This window comes from Halobacillus litoralis (assembly GCF_009856445.1).
Classification (GTDB): Bacteria; Bacillota; Bacilli; order Bacillales; family Halobacillaceae; genus Halobacillus; species Halobacillus litoralis.
In genome coordinates this window covers 1-17362 of sequence record NZ_WMFA01000013.1, presented here as the reverse complement: position 1 = coordinate 17362, position 17362 = coordinate 1, and the positions used below count along the sequence as shown (strand labels likewise).

Sequence of the window (17362 nt, the reverse complement as noted above, 5' to 3'; positions counted from 1 at the left end):
AATATTTCATTATCTTTAAATATTTATGGACATATTTTCGAAAATTCAATAAAATAGAGGAAAGATAGATAAGGAGGGCGAACGTTGTGACAGAATACCAACTAATTGAACCAAGCCCCTTGCGAAAGCTCCAAATGGGTCGCGCTTCCTCTTTATATGATGTTTACCTCGATTACTTAAGGAAGTACCCTAGAAGAGATGCTGTCTTGAAGACGAAAGACTATATCCTCTCCCACTTCCCCTCTGCTATTGATGAACAAATCGTCTGCATGGAATTTTTTTATATGAATGATTTTTTTGAGGAGCTCTCTGTCATTACAGATTCTCCGTACATAAATAAAGAGGCGGGCCATTTATATCGGGTGATTCTGTCTCAGAATGAAAGAGATAATAACAAGAATTATTTAGATGAACTAAAAGATCTTCAATTCACGCATCCATCGTTACGTTGCCTGCATTTATTCACCCTCGTTTATTCTTATCAGGATTTAAAAGTGTTTACAGCCTTGGATAAGTACTTGGATGAATGCGATCAGACGCTTCAGCAGGTAGACGAACCTTTGATGTACTATTATTTGAACCAACGTTATCAAGAGCTCCTTTTCTATCACTACTGGAAGACCAATAACTCTATTCTTGCGAGTCGTTATGCCTATAAAATGATCAACACAGAAGTTTCATCACGAAGAAAGAGCCGTATGCACCATGATTTGGCATTATGCCAGCTCTTTAATGGCTATGAATCTTCTATGGAATCATTACAAAAGTCTATGGAAATCGCTGAAAAGGATGGGCATTTTCGGTTTTTGCAAATGGTGAAAAATCACTCGCTTCCTTTCATATCCTCCTTCCATCAAAGAACAGAAGGGATCACCTCTACAGACCCAGTAGAGCAGGCCCACCTTGCTCTTGCTAGGGGGGATTATAAAAAGACACAGGAGATTCTGGATTCCTTTTCGTCACTCACGCCTTTTCAAGAAAGTTATCTGGGACTGGCTACAGGAGACAGGGAGATGCTCAGGAATTCCTATCACCGTTTCATCCAGGAACAGGGCGATTATTTTTTTGCTCAACTGCCACTCGCTTATTTAGAAAGAATATAAAAATAAATGGAGGTTTTCTACTATGAAAAGGTTAGCCGGGTTGTTTGTTGTTCTTTTGCTGACGCTCGCAGGGTCATGGGGGATAGGGGATAGTAAGACTGCCCAAGATCCGATTGATGGAGGTTATTGGAGTATAGATGATCCACAGGTCTAAAAGTATGAAAAAGCAGAAAAGGTGTCACTCCAATTATTGGAATGACACCTTTTTTCTCGCTCATTCGTTCTTTCTTTTGCGTCTTTCCGGTAGAGGCTCTTTTCGTATCATCTTTGTAAAAGCATAGACGAAGAGGATGATAATCACTGTAAACGGAAGAGCAGACACGAGGGACGCCGTCTGCAATGCATCCAGTCCACCGGCAACCAACAGCACACCAGCAATGGCTGCCATCAATACACCCCAAATTACTTTAATAGCAAGGGCAGGGGTTAAACTGCCATTCGTCGTCATACTCGCCAGAATATACGTGGCGGAGTCTGCAGATGTAATTAAGAACGTTGCAATTAGTAGAATGGACAAGAAAGACAGAATACCTGTAAGAGGCAGATATTCATAGGCTTTAAAGAGTGCCACCGTCACATCATTGTTGACGGCTTCAGCAATCTTCGTTCCATTATTCAAGTCACTGTTCAAGGCCGTTCCACCGAAAACCGCGATCCATAAACATGCAATCAAAGGTGGTACGACAAGGACACCGAATATGAACTCTCTGATCGTACGGCCCCGTGAAACGCGCGCAACGAAAGCCCCCACAAATGGAGACCAAGCAATAACCCATGCCCAATAGAATATGGTCCAGTCCCGGAGCCAGCTCCCCCCTTCATAAGGAGTCAGCCTTAGACTATACCCCACAAAGTTGGAAATATAATCGCCGATCCCTAAGGTGAAACTATTTAAAATAAAGACAGTCGGGCCGGCAAAGAAAACAAATAGAAGTAAAACCAAGCAAAGGGCCAGGTTCAGGTTACTGAGCCATTTAATTCCTTTTTCTAATCCAGTACTGGATGAAGTTAAGTATAAGACGAGCAGTACGCCTGTTATGATAAGCTGGATCGATGTACTATTCGGTATGCCGAACACCGCGTTTAAACCACCGTTCATTTGCAGGATTCCCAGTCCAAGGGACGTGGCGATTCCCATAACAGTAGCGATAACGGCTAATGAGTCGATGGTGTACTTCACAGGCTTTGATTTCCCGAGCACAGGTTCAAGAGCTGTCGATACGAGACCATTCTTATCTTTTCTGAACTGCAGGAAGCCTATGAGCAGGCCCACAATGGCGAAAACGGACCATTGGTTAATTCCCCAGTGGAAAAAAGAATACCCCATGGCAACACGTGCGGCATCTTCGGTTTGGGCATCCAAATCTGAGAATGGCGTTTCAAAGAAGTGGCTCATCGGTTCTGCGACTCCCCAGAATACGAGTCCTACACCGAATCCGGCAGAGAAGAGCATGCCGATCCACGTGAAGAAAGGGAATTCAGGCTTTGAATCTTGTGGTCCGATCTTAATTTTTCCGTATTTACTTAGTCCGAGAGCGGCTAGGAAAATGACAAAGCCGAAGACAGAGATGAGATAAAACCAGCCGAAATTAACCGTAGTAAACTCGAATAAGGTACCAGCGACAGTACCGAAGCCTTCAGGGTTGACGGCTCCTACGATGACGAGGACAGTGATGACGGTTGCAGAAATGAGGAAAACAGGGTTTTTGAGTTGATCTTTCATCGTGGACTCCTTTCATGAATCATAGATTATAGATGAACATGAATATGATGATCGATTTGTTTATTCCCTACATTTTCCTGCGAAAAACATTCAACCCTGGAATTCAGAGCGAAGCATCCCCATGAGGATGGTGTCATGATAGGCACCATCCACATATTCATTTTTCCTAAGTCGCCCTTCTGTCTGGAAACCTGTTTTTTCATAGAGTCTCAGCGCTTGTGTATTGCCGCTCCATGTATCCAGTTGAACCCGTTCAAGGTTCAAGGTGTGAAAGAGATGTTTCAACAATGTTTGAATGATATCTCTGCCATATCCATGGCCCCAATACTCTCTTTCCCCGATGCTTAAGCCGATTTCTGCAGCCCTTGTCACTGGATTAAGGCTGCTGTAACTGCATTTACCTATAGGCGCTTTGGTGCTGATTGTATAGACCATAAACACACGGCCAGTTTCCCAAAGCGGTTGTGCAGTGAGGTTCTTTTCATAAAAAGCTTCAATGTCTTCCTGCGGATTGTTATTTTGATAGGCGGAACCACTTCCGTGTGCAAGGTTCGCTATTTCTTCATCATTCGCCCACTTAAACAAGTGTTTCAAGTCCTCCTTTGAAACAGGACGTAGTTCAACAAGATTTCCTTTCAGCATATCCATTCCCCCATGTGAAGATCTATCTTCCATCCTAAAAGAAAACTTTTCCAAAAGAAAGAGTGGAAGAATGATTGGGATAAGCGATTTTAAACTCGGGCAAAATGATAGAGAGGAGGTTTCGCATGTTTAAAAAATGTACAGAAGTCCGCCAGTGGTTAAGTGGATTTGAGGGAGAGTGGATGTTTGCAGGGGGATGGGCTATTGATCTTCATATCGGTGAAGAAACGAGACATCACGAAGATGTAGAAGTCGCCATTTTCCGTGAAGATCAACAAGCATTATACAAAACATTGAAAACGTGGGATTTGCATATCGTTGAAGAGAAGGAACTCAAGCGCTGGGAAGGGGAAAACCTTACACTCCCTGTCCATGAAATCCATGCCTCTTCTCAGGAGGGTCATCATTTTGAAATTCTTCTCAATGAACAGAACAGGCGTCGCTGGCAGTTCAGAAGAGATCCTTCCATCACCTTTGAAACCAGCCGTATGCAACTGCAATCAGAACAAGGGTATGCGTACTTGAACCCAGAGATCGTGCTCCTCTATAAATCCACTCATACAACAGAGAAAGATGAACAGGACTTCGTCCATGTCTTCCCATACTTGAATGAACATCAGAAAGAGTGGTTGAAGCAGGCACTGATGCATCATCAGCCAGAACATCCGTGGCTGGAAGCTTTACTCTATTAATCACGCAAAAAACTTATAAATGGATAAAGCCCAGAAGACACCCGTCTTTTGGGCTATATTTATGTCGGAAAAATTCGACTAATTGTTTATTTTTTCTTGGTTTGGGTATTCGATATACATACATCAGTCATTTCCCCCTCAAATGAACATCCCTCTGTATCGAAAATACGCAAAGGTTTTGGAAAGGAGTTTACAATGAAAAAAGTCACTTCCGTTTTTTGGGTTACATTAGCTATTGCATTATTCTCAGTCGTTTGGGGTTCGGTTGCCCCGAAGAATCTTGAAAGCATTACAGGTAGTATTCAATCTTACATCTCAGTTCACTTTGGATGGTATTACTTGCTGATCGTTACTGGTTTTGTGATTTTTTGTCTTTATATGATTTTCAGTCCTTATGGAAAAATGAAACTCGGAAAGCCTACGGACAAGCCTGATTACAATTACGCCACATGGTTCGCGATGCTTTTCAGTGCCGGGATGGGAATCGGTCTCGTCTTCTGGGGAGCGGCAGAACCGATTTACTTCTATTCCAATAACGCTCCGACCGCAGAGACGGGTACAGCCGCCGCTCTAAATGAATCCATGCGTTTCGTGTACTTCCACTGGGGGGTTCATGCATGGGGAATCTACGCCATCGTTGCTCTAGTCCTCGCTTATTTCAAATTCCGTCGAGGGGCCCCAGCCTTAATCAGCTCCACACTCGAGCCTTTATTCGGGGATAAAATGAATGGTCCATGGGGGAAAGTTGTCGATATCATCGCTGTATTTGCGACTATTGTCGGTGTGGCCACGACTCTTGGCTTTGGTGCGGCACAAATCAATGGTGGATTGACGTTCCTCACACCGCTGGAAGATTCCTTCGGTATTCAGTTGCTCATCATAGGTGTGGTGACTGTTCTGTTCATGATCTCCGCTTATACCGGATTGAGCAAAGGGATCCGCTATTTAAGTAACACCAATATGATTTTAGCTATAGCATTGCTTGCGATTATGCTGATTGTAGGTCCTACGCTGTTTATTATGAATATGTTTACAGACACGATTGGTGCCTACTTACAAAACCTGCCGTCCATGAGTTTCCGTCTTGCACCGAACAATGAAGAGAACCGTACATGGATCAACAACTGGACAGTATTTTACTGGGCATGGTGGATTGCATGGTCTCCATTTGTAGGAATCTTTATCGCTCGTGTGTCCAAAGGACGTACGATTCGTGAATTTCTCTCCGGTGTCCTACTTGTACCTTCTGCTATAGGTTTTCTATGGTTTTCTACTTTCGGATCATCTGCAATTAAAGTTCAGCAGGATCAGGGAGGACTTTCCGATCTAGCTACAGAGCAGGTGATGTTCGGGACATTCGATAATTACCCGTTGGGATTAGTTCTTTCAATTATTGCAATGGTATTGATCGGGACATTCTTCATTACATCCGCAGACTCTGCGACCTTTGTATTAGGAATGCAGACGACAAATGGATCCCTGACACCGCCTACTATGGTTAAGTTCGTATGGGGGATTGTCCAGTCGTCCATGGCCGCTGTGCTGTTATACTCCGGTGGATTGCAGGCGCTTCAGAACGCGCTTATATCAGCAGCCTTTCCATTTTCTTTCATCATGATTTTAATGGTCGTTTCCTTATATAAAGCCCTTCGTGCAGATAAAATCGCACTTGATCGAGGGAAAGATAAACAAGAAAAAACATCAGCTTGATTACAGAAGGAACTTTCACTTTATGTTGTGGGAGTTCCTTCTTCCATCAATTTTTCTATTCTCAAAAGGTGCTTGTTATTGAAAGAGTGATAGAGTCTTGGGGGATGATTTCTAATCGTAGGAACCGAAATCACAGGGAAGTGGGCTTTTATTTTGTAAAGATTGTATTTATTTTCATGAAAATGTATCATAAAACCTTAGAGAAATCTGATAGAATAATAAGGAAAAGGGTTAGATATAAAAGGAGCCAAAGATATGTGGGAATGGAGAAATATTTACCGAGGCATGCTGATGGGAGCGAGTGACGTCGTTCCAGGTGTGAGCGGAGGGACAATTGCTGTCGTTCTCGGCATTTACGACCGCCTGATCGAAGCCATTAACGGTTTTTTTAGTAAGGAATGGAAAAGACATTTAAAATTCCTGCTGCCACTAGGAATTGGAGTGGTCATTGCTATCGGTTTGATGGCAAATTTAATTGAGTGGTTGTTTGAACACTACCCGGGCCCTACACAGTTTTTCTTTCTGGGTCTGATCATCGGCGTGCTGCCGTATTTAACACATAAAGCAGATGTGAAGCATAATTTTAAAGCGAAACATTTTTTGTTATTGCTGATCGGAGCTGTCCTCGTTGCCTCGATGGCATTTTTCCAGACAGCGGAATCCGAACCGATGCAAAATCTCTCATTCGCTGGATACATTTTATTGTTTTTCTCTGGATGGATTGCAAGCAGTGCGATGATTTTGCCTGGGATTAGTGGTTCATTCATTTTGTTGATTATCGGAGTTTATACAACCGTCACTTCAGGGATCTCTGACTTTCGTATTGATATCATTGCTGTCGTAGGGGCAGGAATTGTTTGTGGAATCGTGGTAATGAGTAAGATTGTTAAGTTTTTCCTTGAAAATTATACGTCTGGAACCTTTGCGGTCATCATCGGTCTAGTCATCGGTTCTGTATTCGTTATTTTCCCGGGATTGCCCGGCACAGGTGTGATGATGCTTGTAAGCATTGTTGCTTTCCTTGGAGGGTTGCTTGCCGCATGGCTATTGGGCCGGGTGGAGTATAAGTAAGCCTGAGGAAAGACAAATGCATACATTTTGGGTATGATAATAGTAGTTATAAATAAAGGAGATTGAGTTTGATGGAAGCCATTCATACAACGGATAAATTCAACGAGACAATTGCAAGCGATCGTCCGGTCATCGTAAAATTCGAAGCAGACTGGTGTCCGGATTGCCGACGAATGGAGATGTTTATCGGAGATATCCTGGAGGAATACAGTGGGTACGATTGGTATAATGTCAATCGCGATGAACTACCGGAAATCGCGGAAAAGTATGAAGTGATGGGGATCCCAAGCATCCTGATTTTTAAAGATGGCAACAAAAAAGCCCACCTTCATAGTGCGAATGCTAAAACTCCAGAGGAAGTAGAGGAGTTTTTACAGGCAAGTCTTTAAAGTACACGTCCACATGGTTCTGCCATGTGGGCGTTTTCTGTAAGGAGGTGCTCTCTTGTCAAAAAGGTTATTGCTCGTTGGTGCAGGTCATGCCCACTTGGAAATAGTAAGTCGACTGCGGAATGAAAATTGGAGACAGGTCGATGTTTGTATGATTACACCTTCCCCCTATCAGTATTATTCAGGAATGTTTTCAGGTTTCACTGAAGGGCTTTATTCGGAAGAGGATATTCGTGTAGATATTCGACAGTTAGCAAATTCAGCCAACGTCCATTGGATCCCCAAAAAAGCAGCCTTTATCAAACCGAAGCAAAAAAAAGTCGTTTGTGAAGATGGGTCTGTATATCCCTTTGATGTTGTCAGTTTTGATATAGGATCTAAAAGTTTACCCTTAGCATTTGAGGATTCAGCTGCTCGGACAATTAAGCCGAATTACGAATTTACAGATGAGATGAGAGATTTGAGAGAGACGACTAAACCCCTCATTGTCGGAGGAGGTGCTGCCGGCACAGAGCTTGCGATGTCTATTCAAGCCTATAAGGACAAACACAAGATTCCGGGGCAGGTCCGTTTAATTACATCTGACCGAATACTTGCTGATGGACCGAAATGGGTCTCTGCAAGATTGAAAAATTTACTGGATAAAAAAGGCGTGCGTGTCTGGCAGAATGAACGAGTGGAAGAGGTTTTTGAGGAATTCGTCAAAACGGACAATGGCAATCGAGTACGTCATACGGGTGTGCTATGGCTGGGGGGTGCCATTGGAGATCCGATTTTTGAAAACTCGTCACTCGCCATAGATGAACGCTCTTTCGCACTTATACGATCTACTCTCCAATTCCGTGACTTTGATTACATGTTTGGTGCCGGGGATTGTGTGACAATGATTGATTATCCGGACCTGCCAAAAAGTGGGGTGTATGCGGTAAGACAAGGGCCGGTCCTTTGGCAGAACTTGAAAAATTATCTTTCCGGCTTATCATTGGATTCGTTCGTCCCACAGAAGAATGCCCTATATATTTTATCAACAGGCGGAAAGAAGGGGTTTCTTGTGTATGGACTTGTCAGTTCACATAACAAGAAGGCATGGCAGTTAAAAAATAAAATTGATCGTGAGTTCATGGCTAAATATAAGTAAAAAGAGTCTTTGATGCGTCCTCTTTGACGCGATCAAAGACTCTTTTTTTTCCAGAAACATTCAAGAGTGAGTCTTTTGTAATCCTGCTGGATCATGGAATCCCGTTCAGAGTTTGAGCCAGGTTCTTACTTTGTTGCGGAAGAGGTAGGTGGTGACGAGGAGGAGGATGAATACACTGAAGGCGATGAAAATCAGTGTACGGTCTCCACTCGCGAGACTGGTGCCCACCAGGCTGTAGGCAAACGTTCCGGGAAGCATCCCAATCACCGTCGCCAGAACAAAAGTGAGGAACTTCACTCTCGTCATTCCTGCCAGATAACTTAATATGTCGAACCCCACGAGTGGAATAAGGCGCAGGATGAAGACATAAAGGAAACCTTGGCCTTGCATCCGCTTATAGATGGTACCCGCCCATTTCGACTGGTGGAATTTAAGTACAGAGTCTCCGAAAAATCTCCCCATGATATACCCGGTCACTCCAGCTCCTGTTGCTCCGATGACGATATACAGCATGCCGGGCCAGATTCCATAAGCGAAAGCCGCAGCGAGTGAAAGGACGGAGGTAGGAAATACGACGATTGGGCCGATGATATACAGCCCCATGAAAATAAGTGGTCCCAATGCTCCGAAAGATAGAATATAGGCGCGGATGTTATCCGCACTTACGTCAAAACGGGAGCGGACAAACCAGGCAAGAGCAATAAATAGGCCAAGGAAAAAAGCCGTCCGTACTATGTTTTTTTTGTTCATAGGGTCTCTCCGCTGAAGGTCCTTATGGAATCAGTCGGAATCGTAACCTGGACTTCCCGCGAGGGGAACGTTCCGTCGAACGGAAGAGATACTTTTTTCTTAAGATCGATGACATATAAATGGGCAATCGGACGTCCGTGCTGGTAAGTGATATGCTCGACAGTAGCCTGGAAGTTCACCCCATCTTCCACTGTTTTTTTAGTCCCTACTTGAACATCATGTAAAGGAGCGAATTCGTGATCATTTAAAATCAAATGGCCCCCTAAAAAGGAAGCAACCCTCAAGTTGGCTGGAGACTTGTGTAACGTCTCAGCAGTGCCAATTTGTTGAAAGTTCCCGTCTTCAAAGACAGCGATTTGATCACCCATAATCATCGCTTCCTCCATATCGTGTGTAACGAATACCGCGGTCGTTTCTCTTGAGGAAAGAAAGTCCCGCACCCAGTACCTCAAATCCTGCCTTAAAGATGGATCCAAACTACTGAAGGGTTCGTCAAACAGGATCACCTCAGGTTCTGTAGCCATCGCACGGGCGAGGGCCACCCGCTGCTGTTGCCCGCCCGAAATTTCAGAAGGATAATGATTCTGGAAACGCACCATTCCGATAGCTTCCAGTAAAGAATCAACCTTTTCTTCTTTATATTTTTTTGAGACTTTTGCACCGTAAACGATGTTCTCTTTTACGGTCATATGCGGGAAAAGCAATGGCTGCTGAAAAACGAGACTGATGCTTCTCCGGTTCGCTTTCTGTTTCGTAATGTCTTTCCCATTCATGATGATTTTGCCATCGCTCGGTTTTTCAAGTCCTGCGAGGATACGGAGCAATGTCGTTTTGCCACTCCCTGAGGGTCCGACAATGCTCATGATTTCACCTTTCTCCAGATGGAAAGTAAGTTCACTCAAAATCTTATCCTGATGAAAGGTTTTCGTAATGTTTTTCATTTCTAATTTCTTCTGTGTCATCTATGATTCCTCCATGGCAATCGAGAGTAGGGGAGAAACATCATCAAAACTTCGATGATGATGTACATGGAAAGGGGGATAAGTGCGAACCAGATCGAGAACGCCGCCATGATTGACGTGTTCGCATTATCCAGAAAAGGAAAAAAGACCAATGGCAACGTCAGCACCCGCCCGCCACCGATAATGGCAGTAAGGGCATATTGACTCAGACTAATCACAATCGTTAAAAAGGTGAGACTCCGGATCGCAGGTCTGAGTAAAGGAAGTTCTACAGTGAAGACCTGTGTCCAAAATCCTGCTCCAAGAATGTGAGGCTGCTCCATCATGGCTTTTCCCATTTGCTGATAACTGTTATGAAAAATCTTGATGCTGTATGGGACAGTCGGTACTAAATGGATGAGCATGACGCCCCAGATGGTGTCTGCAAGGCCGATGCGAATCATAAATAAATGCAAGCCCATGGCAATGGCCAGGGATGGAATCAAAATGGGCGATAAAAGCAGAGCCTCCAACCAGGCTTTTCCACGGTAAGCGTAGGAGACCAGTGCTTTTCCTGTAAACAAACCGATTGTGACATTCATGAACAGCACAGCAAACCCGATTCCAATGGAAATGAACGTCGCTTCCCACAACTGTGGGTTTTCAAATAGGATGGCGTACCCCTGCCATCCCCAGTCTAGGCCTTGTCCCGTATGGAAGCGCCAAGGGGCACTTAAGCTTTGCAATAGCAAGGCGGTCAGCGGTATGACGAAAAGAAGCAAAGTTAAAATCAGAAACCACGCTTTTTTACGAATCATGGTCGATTCCCCCTCATCGCTCTCCACCTAGGGCGGCTTAATATGAAGTAACCCACTAATGTCAGGATCAGGAGGAATAAACTGGTCAAGACCATGGCGGCAAAGGCCAGTGGGCGGTCATCCCAGGAGCTTCCATAAAACCACTCATACCCAAGCACGGATATCATCTCGGGGAAGGTGGTTCCGATGAGTGCTGGAACCTCATAGGCTGCCAGAGTGAAGGAGAAGATAATCAAAAATGACTCCACGAGAACAGGGAGGAGGTTAGGCAGATCGACCGTAGTAAAGCGGTGCCACGCATTGCCTCCAAGGCTGTCTACAAGAGCATAATACTCCGGACGGATAGATGCATACACAGGAAAAAGCAGCAAAATCACAAGAGGGACCTCTTTCCATACATAAGTGATGATGATTCCTATGCCTTGCGGATCACGGGTCCATACGGGAAAGTTTGATCTGTCTTCCAACCAGCCGGCAGCTGTGAAAGCTTGAGCCATCCATCCTGTTTCCGAGAGTAGAAGAATAATCATATATCCCCAAACGAAATGAGGAAAAAGCATGGGAATCCAAACCATCACCCTGTGTGAGGTATGGGTCAACAACGGGTAAAACCATTTGGTGAAACCAAGACCAAGGATGATGGAAAGAATGGTCGCTATCCCTGCTGTTCGGATACTAAACCAGACAGAAGACAGAAAACGTTCGGAGTTTAAAATCTCATGATAATGAGTGAACCCTTCTCCACCTAAGCTTTGAATGACCGCATAAAGGAATCCGTAGAAAGGGATAATCAAAAAGGCGCCCGCAGGTAGGAAGAGAAGGAAGGTTTTATTTTTGAACAACTTCATTGAACCACTTTTCCTTCATCCAATCCACATAGGCGGCTTCTGATTCTGGCAGGAAGCTTTCTTGAAGTTCCTCTGTTGATAACACGCTTTCCCCTCGTTCGACAGCCTTGAATTCTTCTTTGATGTCTTCAGGCAATTGATCGAAACTGATCGGTGTATTTTCTCCCCAGTCATCCGGTTTATATTTTTCAAGCTGGGCTTCTGGTGAAAGCATGAAGTTGATGGCGGCTAATGCCCCAGGTTGATTCGGGCTGTTGAAAGGGATGGAGAGAAAATGTGTATTTCCGATGGACCCTGGTTCCATGACGAACGAACGAGTAGAAGCAGGGAATACGCCTTCTTCAATCAGTGATTCCGCACGCGATTCGTTATACCCCATCGTCATCCATACTTCTCCTTGACTGTACAAACGGTCTAACTCTGTCAGGCTGTTTGGGTAATGCTCCCCTGAGCGCCAGAGATTGTTCTCCATTTCATTCAGATAGGACCATGTACGCTCGGCAGTTGGAGTGATGTTGTTCTCTTCCAATGGTTGTTCATAAATATCCGCAGGCTGTTCTGCTTGAGCATACAAGACGTGTCTTAAGAATGCATTGCCTGTAAATTCCTCCGCACTAGGATAGGTGAACTTGCCAGGGTTTTCAGCTACCCACGTTTGTAATTCTTGAAATGTAGCGGGAGGGTTTTCAAACTTTTCTGAATCATAATGAAACACGAACTGGACTTTGCCCCAAGGTGCTTCCATGCCTTCCACTTCCGTACCGAAATCCCTTTGGAAAGCTGGATCTTCAGTATTGTAGTAGTCATTGAAGTTAGGAAGAACTTCTGTAAAAGATCCCATCAGCAATTCGTTTTCTTTCGCATTCTTAAAATTCTCTCCATTGATCCATATCACATCAATTGAGCCTTCTTGTTTATTCGCTTGCTTTTCTGTTTGGAGCTTTTGAAGAATTTCCGGTGTATCGAGAGGGACGCGTTTCAGCGAAATCCCATATTCGTCTTCCACCTGTGGCGTGACATAGTCATCAATGTAGGCATTGATTCCTTCATCGCCACCCCACATGTACAGACGGACTTCTGTACCCTCTGCTTCTGCTTCGATTTCTTCCCAGGAAGCTTCTGTCCAATCTTTATTATTTGTAGATGTATCACTGCAGGCCGTCATAAACAGGATCGCCAGCAGGAAAAATGGCATGAACTTCTTCAACCGAATCTCCCCCTATGTTTCTCATTATATGGGTCTTACATAATTCCCTCTGTCATTTATCATACAAACAAACCGACCAGAAAAAAACTAATACTACTTTCGGAATGCGTGAACCTAAAAAGATAGGGGTAAAGGGGGAGAAAAGGAGGACGGGGATATGATTTATAATCAATTCGCAAAACCAAAAGGAATCACAGGCAAGTTCGCCGGAATGTTTATGGAAAGAGAAAACAGGGAGTTAAACGACTGGACCTTATCATTTCTGGATATAGGAAAGAAAGATCGCGTTTTAGAGGTCGGGTTTGGTTCTGGAGCAGCTTTGAAGAGAATAGCCGCCCTCGAACCGGAGGTTTTGTATGGGATGGATCCTTCAGAGCCGATGGTTGAAATGGTTTTAAGGAAGTTAAATGATCAAACATACTCAAATCAGGTTGGTATTTTTCATGGCGAGGCCGGTCAACTGCTGCATTTCCACAAACCTTTGGACAAAATTTACGCTGTCAACAATATCACTTTTTGGGAGGATCCCATAGAAATTCTCCGCCACTTGTGTACGCTGCTCAGCGAACAGGGGAAAATCGCCCTGACGATGGTTCCGCATGAAGAGGAGGCGACCGATGACACGACGGAAGTGCTGGGTGGTCAAATGCAAAGCCTTCTTGTAAAAGCAGGATTTAAACATGTGAAGATCCACTTCAAATCAGAAAAACCCAACGATGCGGTCTGTGTGACAGGGATGAAAGACAATATGATAGGATAAGGAAAAAGGGGGAAAGAATATGAAATTAAAGAAAGAAGAAAGAGAATATATGGTGGTTCAGGTGAAAGAATATTTTGAGTTAGAACGGGGAGAAGTGATTGGTGACCTTGCCGCTGAACAATGGGTACATAAGTTAGCGGAAGAGATGGGCCCCTTCTTTTATAACAAAGGAGTAGCAGACGCGAGACAGATGGTGGAACAAAAGGTGATGAACATCGATGAAGACCTTCGATCTCTCGAACGCCCTGCCGGTAGACCGACACGCAGATAAAAAAACACCGCTTCATTAAGCAGAAGCGGTGTAGGGTCTTTCATCGTCATCTTCAAAATCTACTTCAAGACTTTTTTCTATAGGTTTTTCTGCCTGTTGTTGATTCCATTCAAAATGCTGTAGTTGCTCGTTCAAGTCAGCCACCATATCTTCAAGGTGATCCGTTTCTTTGATCATCTGTTGGAAGGCCGCTTGCTGCTCGACGGTAGACGCAGAGATTTCCTCTGTGCCAGCAGCTGTCTCTTCAACGATACTGCTCACATTCTCTACGGAAACATAAACATTTGCACTCTTATCTTTAGATTCATCTAAGCCATTGACCAGTGATTCCAGCTGTTCGTCGATTCTCTTCACTTGGGCGCTTATTTTTTCAAAAGCTGTCTTAGATGTATCGACCGAAAGGTTTTGCTGCTCAGAAATTTGAATGGTCTCCTGCATTTCCTGTTCAATGACTTGGACGCCTTCTCTGATCTGCTTGACCATTTCAGTGATGTGTCCCGTAGCTGAAGTGGATTGATCGGCGAGTTTACGCACTTCTTCCGCTACGACAGCAAAGCCTTTTCCATGTTCACCAGCGCGTGCTGCTTCAATTGCAGCATTCAGGGCGAGAAGGTTTGTCTGTTCTGCAATATCATTGACGAGTTTGACGGTAGATTCAATTTGATCCGTATATTGGATGAAATGATTCACGGACTTTTCTACGTTCGCGATGGATGCTGCACTTCGGTCCATAAGCGCCCGTTGATCTGTTATGCTCGTCTGTCCTTCCTCGACATAAGTGAGGGCTTGCTGACTGGCTTTCCTCGAGGATTGCCCCTGTTCACGATTCATTTCAAATCCTTGGTGGAGATCATCCATAAGATTTGCCACATCCTGGACATCTTCAGAAATGGATTGGCTCCCTTGGGCAAGTTCCTCGGTTGAATGGGCTACTTGACTTGATATTTCAGAAAGGCCTCCCATTTCATTGTGAAGACGGGAACTGAAATCTTGTACATTCTGCCCGATGTGATGAACAGATTGAACGGTTCCTTCCAGATTACCGATCATTGTACGGAAGGATCGCTTCAGTTGACCAATTTCGTCCTTCTCTTTATCACTAACTTCAATCGAAGTTGTTAAGTTTCCATTAGCCACTTCGGAGGCTTTTTCAGCGAGGTCACGAATTGGCCGCGCGATAAGTTTCGTTAGTCTTGTAGTTGAAAGAATCGTAGAAACTACAAGGACGGCAGCTGCGATGATTGTGAACAGGATCAAGTTTTGTATGGTCTGTTTCTGATTCATCATTTGAGCGTCATACCAAGATTGCGCTTCTCTTTGAAGCATGTAGATATCATTGATGATCCCACCGGTACGCGCAGCTTGACGTTGTACTTCATTGGTATCGTTGCTTGCCAGGGCCCCTGATGCAAGTTCTGTCCAATTTTCAAACTTTGACTGTGCCTGGTTGTACCATTGTTCCTGAGCTTCTGTTGCAATGAGGGGTTCCATATCCCCGAAGATGCTGTCGGTTTGTTCGATCAGAACCTCGGCTTCGCTGCGTGAAGCTTCTGAAGGGTTATATCCATAGGTGGTCAAAGCCTGTTCCACACTGACGAGCTGACCATGCAGTTCTTTCCCTTCAAGTAAAATTTGAACATCTTGATTGGACGCGCGTTGTAAGTCCATCATTTGAAAAACAATGAAACTAATGAGAGCCAGGCATAAAAGTAATGGAATGAGAGTCATTGTATACAATCTTCTTCCAATAGTCATCACGTTTCCTCCTTACTTTCCTGTCGCTTCATTTAATAGATTTTGTTCCTCAGGGGTCAATTCGATCACTCGGATCGGAGCAAGTCCTACGCCATTTTCCTGAATGCCGAGCGTTTGTGTTCCTCCATCGAGCTTTTGTCCATCACTCAAACGTTTCATCACATCATAGAGAGCGACGTTAACATTTTTAAGCATGGAAGAGACGACGGCTTCTTCCGCTACGAAAAACTGGTCGCTATCCACACCGAATGCGTAAATTTCCTGTTTCTGAGCTTCTTTCAGCACGCCTATGCCTGTAAAACCTGCCGCAGGAAAGACGAAGTCAGCACCTTCTGCCACCATCTCGTTTGTGATCGTCGCTCCTCGTTCATCATCATCAAAGGTCTCTGCATATTCAGAAAGAATCTTTGCATCTGGATTCGCTTCTTTCACTCCTGCTTTGAACCCCTTTTCAAAACGTTCGACAACTGGAATTTTTTCGCCGCCAATAAATCCGACAGTCCCTGTTTTTGTTTTCATTCCGGCAATGAGCCCGATCAAGTAACTGCCTTCATCTTCTTTAAAGGTGATGGACGTTACATTTTCAAGTTCAGAGACAGCATCAATCATGACAAATGCTTGATCAGGATTTTCTTGCGCCAACTTCTCAATGGCTTCCTGCGAATTATATCCAAGCCCGATGATGACATCATGGTCTTGTTCTAATAATTCCTGGGCATTCTTTTCATAATCCTGTTCAAATGGTTCACGATAATCAAAAGTGATGCCCAACTCATCACGGGCTTGTTCGAGTCCTTGAAAAGCTGAATCACTGAAAGAATCGTCACCAAGACCGCTGTCTGTGACAATCAGACCAGCGCTTATCGGATCTTCTGTATTCGCTTTCGTTTCATTGTTCGCACATCCTGCCATTCCTATGAGCAAGGAAAGGAGGACGAATAGTATGTAGAGACGTTTCAAAATCACCACTCCTTCATATGATGTCTGACATCTATAAATATCGGCAACACCCAGGACGATTTAAATAGGAAGGAAGACTTAAAGTGTTCGGTCAATAAAAACACCTTTAGTCGAAGGCTCAGTTTCGAGATGTTTGTGTAATTCTAGGGGCTCCGGGAAAAGGAAGGTTCGTCTTGCTCCATCGTCCAGACACTCGCGTCATAAGCAGAACAGCAAAGGAATGAAAAGCACATTCCGTTGCTGTTCTGCTTATACAGTCGTGTCTACCAGTACGATTCCGCATTTGAACACTTTCCATGGGGCGGGCGGTGAGCCTCCTCACCGCTTTTGTAATGACCCCATAAAATTGGACACTATGTAGTTAAGCTGTTGCTTGATATTTATCGCGGAACTGAACCGGGCTCATCCTTAATTTAGATTTGATTCTTCTATTATTGTATTTTTCCATAAAAGCTTCGAGCTCCTGCTTGAAGTGCTCTATACTTTCAAAATCTTTATGATAAAGGAACTCTGATTTCATTAACCCAAAGAAGTTTTCTATTACCGCATTATCGTGACAGTTGCCCTTGCGGGACATACTTTGT

General features: G+C 44.2%; 19 protein-coding genes. 9 read left to right on the top strand and 10 right to left on the bottom strand.

Annotated features, from left to right (window positions below):
* The first annotated feature begins 86 nt into the window (after nucleotides 1-86).
* Complete coding sequence (locus tag GLW00_RS18415) at nucleotides 87-1103, top strand: AimR family lysis-lysogeny pheromone receptor (RefSeq protein WP_160916543.1); 1017 nt, start codon at nucleotides 87-89, stop codon at nucleotides 1101-1103.
* 22 nt (nucleotides 1104-1125) lie between these two features.
* Nucleotides 1126-1257 (top strand): hypothetical protein, encoded by a 132-nt coding sequence (locus GLW00_RS20835; protein ID WP_272482827.1) that lies wholly within the window; start codon nucleotides 1126-1128, stop codon nucleotides 1255-1257.
* Nucleotides 1258-1317: 60 nt separating this feature from the next.
* On the opposite strand, the gene GLW00_RS18410 is transcribed toward GLW00_RS20835, so the two are convergent.
* Both GLW00_RS18410 and GLW00_RS18405 read right to left on the bottom strand, forming a co-directional pair.
* The gene (locus GLW00_RS18410) at nucleotides 1318-2826 is read right to left on the bottom strand and encodes a BCCT family transporter (protein WP_160916541.1); all 1509 of its coding nucleotides are present in this window, start codon (nucleotides 2824-2826) and stop codon (nucleotides 1318-1320) included.
* Nucleotides 2827-2916: 90 nt separating this feature from the next.
* Nucleotides 2917-3468, bottom strand: a complete 552-nt coding sequence (locus GLW00_RS18405; protein WP_160916539.1) for a GNAT family N-acetyltransferase — start codon at nucleotides 3466-3468, stop codon at nucleotides 2917-2919.
* A 125-nt stretch (nucleotides 3469-3593) separates the two neighbouring features.
* On the opposite strand from GLW00_RS18405, the gene GLW00_RS18400 reads away from it, so the two are divergent.
* The 5 genes from GLW00_RS18400 (at nucleotide 3594) to GLW00_RS18380 (ending at nucleotide 8468) form a co-directional block, all read left to right on the top strand.
* On the top strand, nucleotides 3594-4160 hold the full coding sequence (locus GLW00_RS18400) for a nucleotidyltransferase domain-containing protein (RefSeq protein ID WP_160916537.1): 567 nt from the start codon (nucleotides 3594-3596) through the stop codon (nucleotides 4158-4160).
* 195 nt (nucleotides 4161-4355) lie between these two features.
* Nucleotides 4356-5870 carry a glycine betaine uptake BCCT transporter gene (locus GLW00_RS18395; RefSeq protein WP_160916535.1) on the top strand — a complete coding sequence of 505 codons (1515 nt, stop codon included), beginning with the start codon at nucleotides 4356-4358 and terminating at the stop codon, nucleotides 5868-5870.
* Nucleotides 5871-6125: 255 nt separating this feature from the next.
* Nucleotides 6126-6941 carry a DUF368 domain-containing protein gene (locus tag GLW00_RS18390; protein WP_160916533.1) on the top strand — a complete coding sequence of 272 codons (816 nt, stop codon included), beginning with the start codon at nucleotides 6126-6128 and terminating at the stop codon, nucleotides 6939-6941.
* Between the two features lie 71 nt (nucleotides 6942-7012).
* Nucleotides 7013-7330, top strand: coding sequence for a thioredoxin family protein (locus GLW00_RS18385; protein WP_160916531.1), 318 nt, complete (start codon nucleotides 7013-7015; stop codon nucleotides 7328-7330).
* Between the two features lie 55 nt (nucleotides 7331-7385).
* On the top strand, nucleotides 7386-8468 hold the full coding sequence (locus GLW00_RS18380; protein WP_160916529.1) for an FAD-dependent oxidoreductase: 1083 nt from the start codon (nucleotides 7386-7388) through the stop codon (nucleotides 8466-8468).
* A gap of 105 nt (nucleotides 8469-8573) precedes the next feature.
* On the opposite strand, the gene GLW00_RS18375 is transcribed toward GLW00_RS18380, so the two are convergent.
* Genes GLW00_RS18375 through GLW00_RS18355 form a run of 5 tightly spaced genes read right to left on the bottom strand, consistent with a single transcriptional unit; the run spans nucleotide 8574 to nucleotide 13032 of the window.
* A complete protein-coding gene (locus tag GLW00_RS18375) occupies nucleotides 8574-9218 on the bottom strand; it encodes a TVP38/TMEM64 family protein (protein WP_160916527.1) in 645 nt (214 codons plus the stop codon).
* Entirely contained in the window at nucleotides 9215-10180 is a 966-nt protein-coding gene (locus GLW00_RS18370) for an ABC transporter ATP-binding protein (RefSeq protein ID WP_160916525.1), read from the bottom strand. The genes GLW00_RS18375 and GLW00_RS18370 overlap by 4 nt, the downstream gene beginning before the upstream one ends.
* On the bottom strand, nucleotides 10177-10977 hold the full coding sequence (locus tag GLW00_RS18365; RefSeq protein ID WP_160916523.1) for an ABC transporter permease: 801 nt from the start codon (nucleotides 10975-10977) through the stop codon (nucleotides 10177-10179). The genes GLW00_RS18370 and GLW00_RS18365 overlap by 4 nt, the downstream gene beginning before the upstream one ends.
* Nucleotides 10974-11825, bottom strand: coding sequence for an ABC transporter permease subunit (locus tag GLW00_RS18360; RefSeq protein ID WP_160916521.1), 852 nt, complete (start codon nucleotides 11823-11825; stop codon nucleotides 10974-10976). The genes GLW00_RS18365 and GLW00_RS18360 overlap by 4 nt, the downstream gene beginning before the upstream one ends.
* A complete protein-coding gene (locus tag GLW00_RS18355) occupies nucleotides 11806-13032 on the bottom strand; it encodes an ABC transporter substrate-binding protein (protein ID WP_237417573.1) in 1227 nt (408 codons plus the stop codon). Before GLW00_RS18355 ends, GLW00_RS18360 begins: the two co-directional genes overlap by 20 nt.
* Nucleotides 13033-13189: 157 nt before the next feature.
* Between GLW00_RS18355 and GLW00_RS18350 the strand changes: the two genes are divergently transcribed.
* Both GLW00_RS18350 and GLW00_RS18345 read left to right on the top strand, forming a co-directional pair.
* Nucleotides 13190-13792, top strand: a complete 603-nt coding sequence (locus GLW00_RS18350; protein WP_160916519.1) for a class I SAM-dependent methyltransferase — start codon at nucleotides 13190-13192, stop codon at nucleotides 13790-13792.
* A 19-nt stretch (nucleotides 13793-13811) separates the two neighbouring features.
* Nucleotides 13812-14063 carry a DUF2164 domain-containing protein gene (locus GLW00_RS18345; protein WP_160916518.1) on the top strand — a complete coding sequence of 84 codons (252 nt, stop codon included), beginning with the start codon at nucleotides 13812-13814 and terminating at the stop codon, nucleotides 14061-14063.
* Between the two features lie 15 nt (nucleotides 14064-14078).
* Here GLW00_RS18345 and GLW00_RS18340 read toward each other — a convergent pair whose 3' ends face one another.
* The 3 genes from GLW00_RS18340 to GLW00_RS18330 all read right to left on the bottom strand — a co-directional run.
* Nucleotides 14079-15818 carry a methyl-accepting chemotaxis protein gene (locus GLW00_RS18340; RefSeq protein ID WP_160916516.1) on the bottom strand — a complete coding sequence of 580 codons (1740 nt, stop codon included), beginning with the start codon at nucleotides 15816-15818 and terminating at the stop codon, nucleotides 14079-14081.
* Nucleotides 15819-15830: 12 nt separating this feature from the next.
* Entirely contained in the window at nucleotides 15831-16784 is a 954-nt protein-coding gene (locus GLW00_RS18335; protein ID WP_335808494.1) for a BMP family lipoprotein, read from the bottom strand.
* A 355-nt stretch (nucleotides 16785-17139) separates the two neighbouring features.
* A partial coding sequence (locus GLW00_RS18330; RefSeq protein ID WP_160914866.1) for an IS3 family transposase occupies nucleotides 17140-17362 on the bottom strand: 223 nt, incomplete at its 5' end.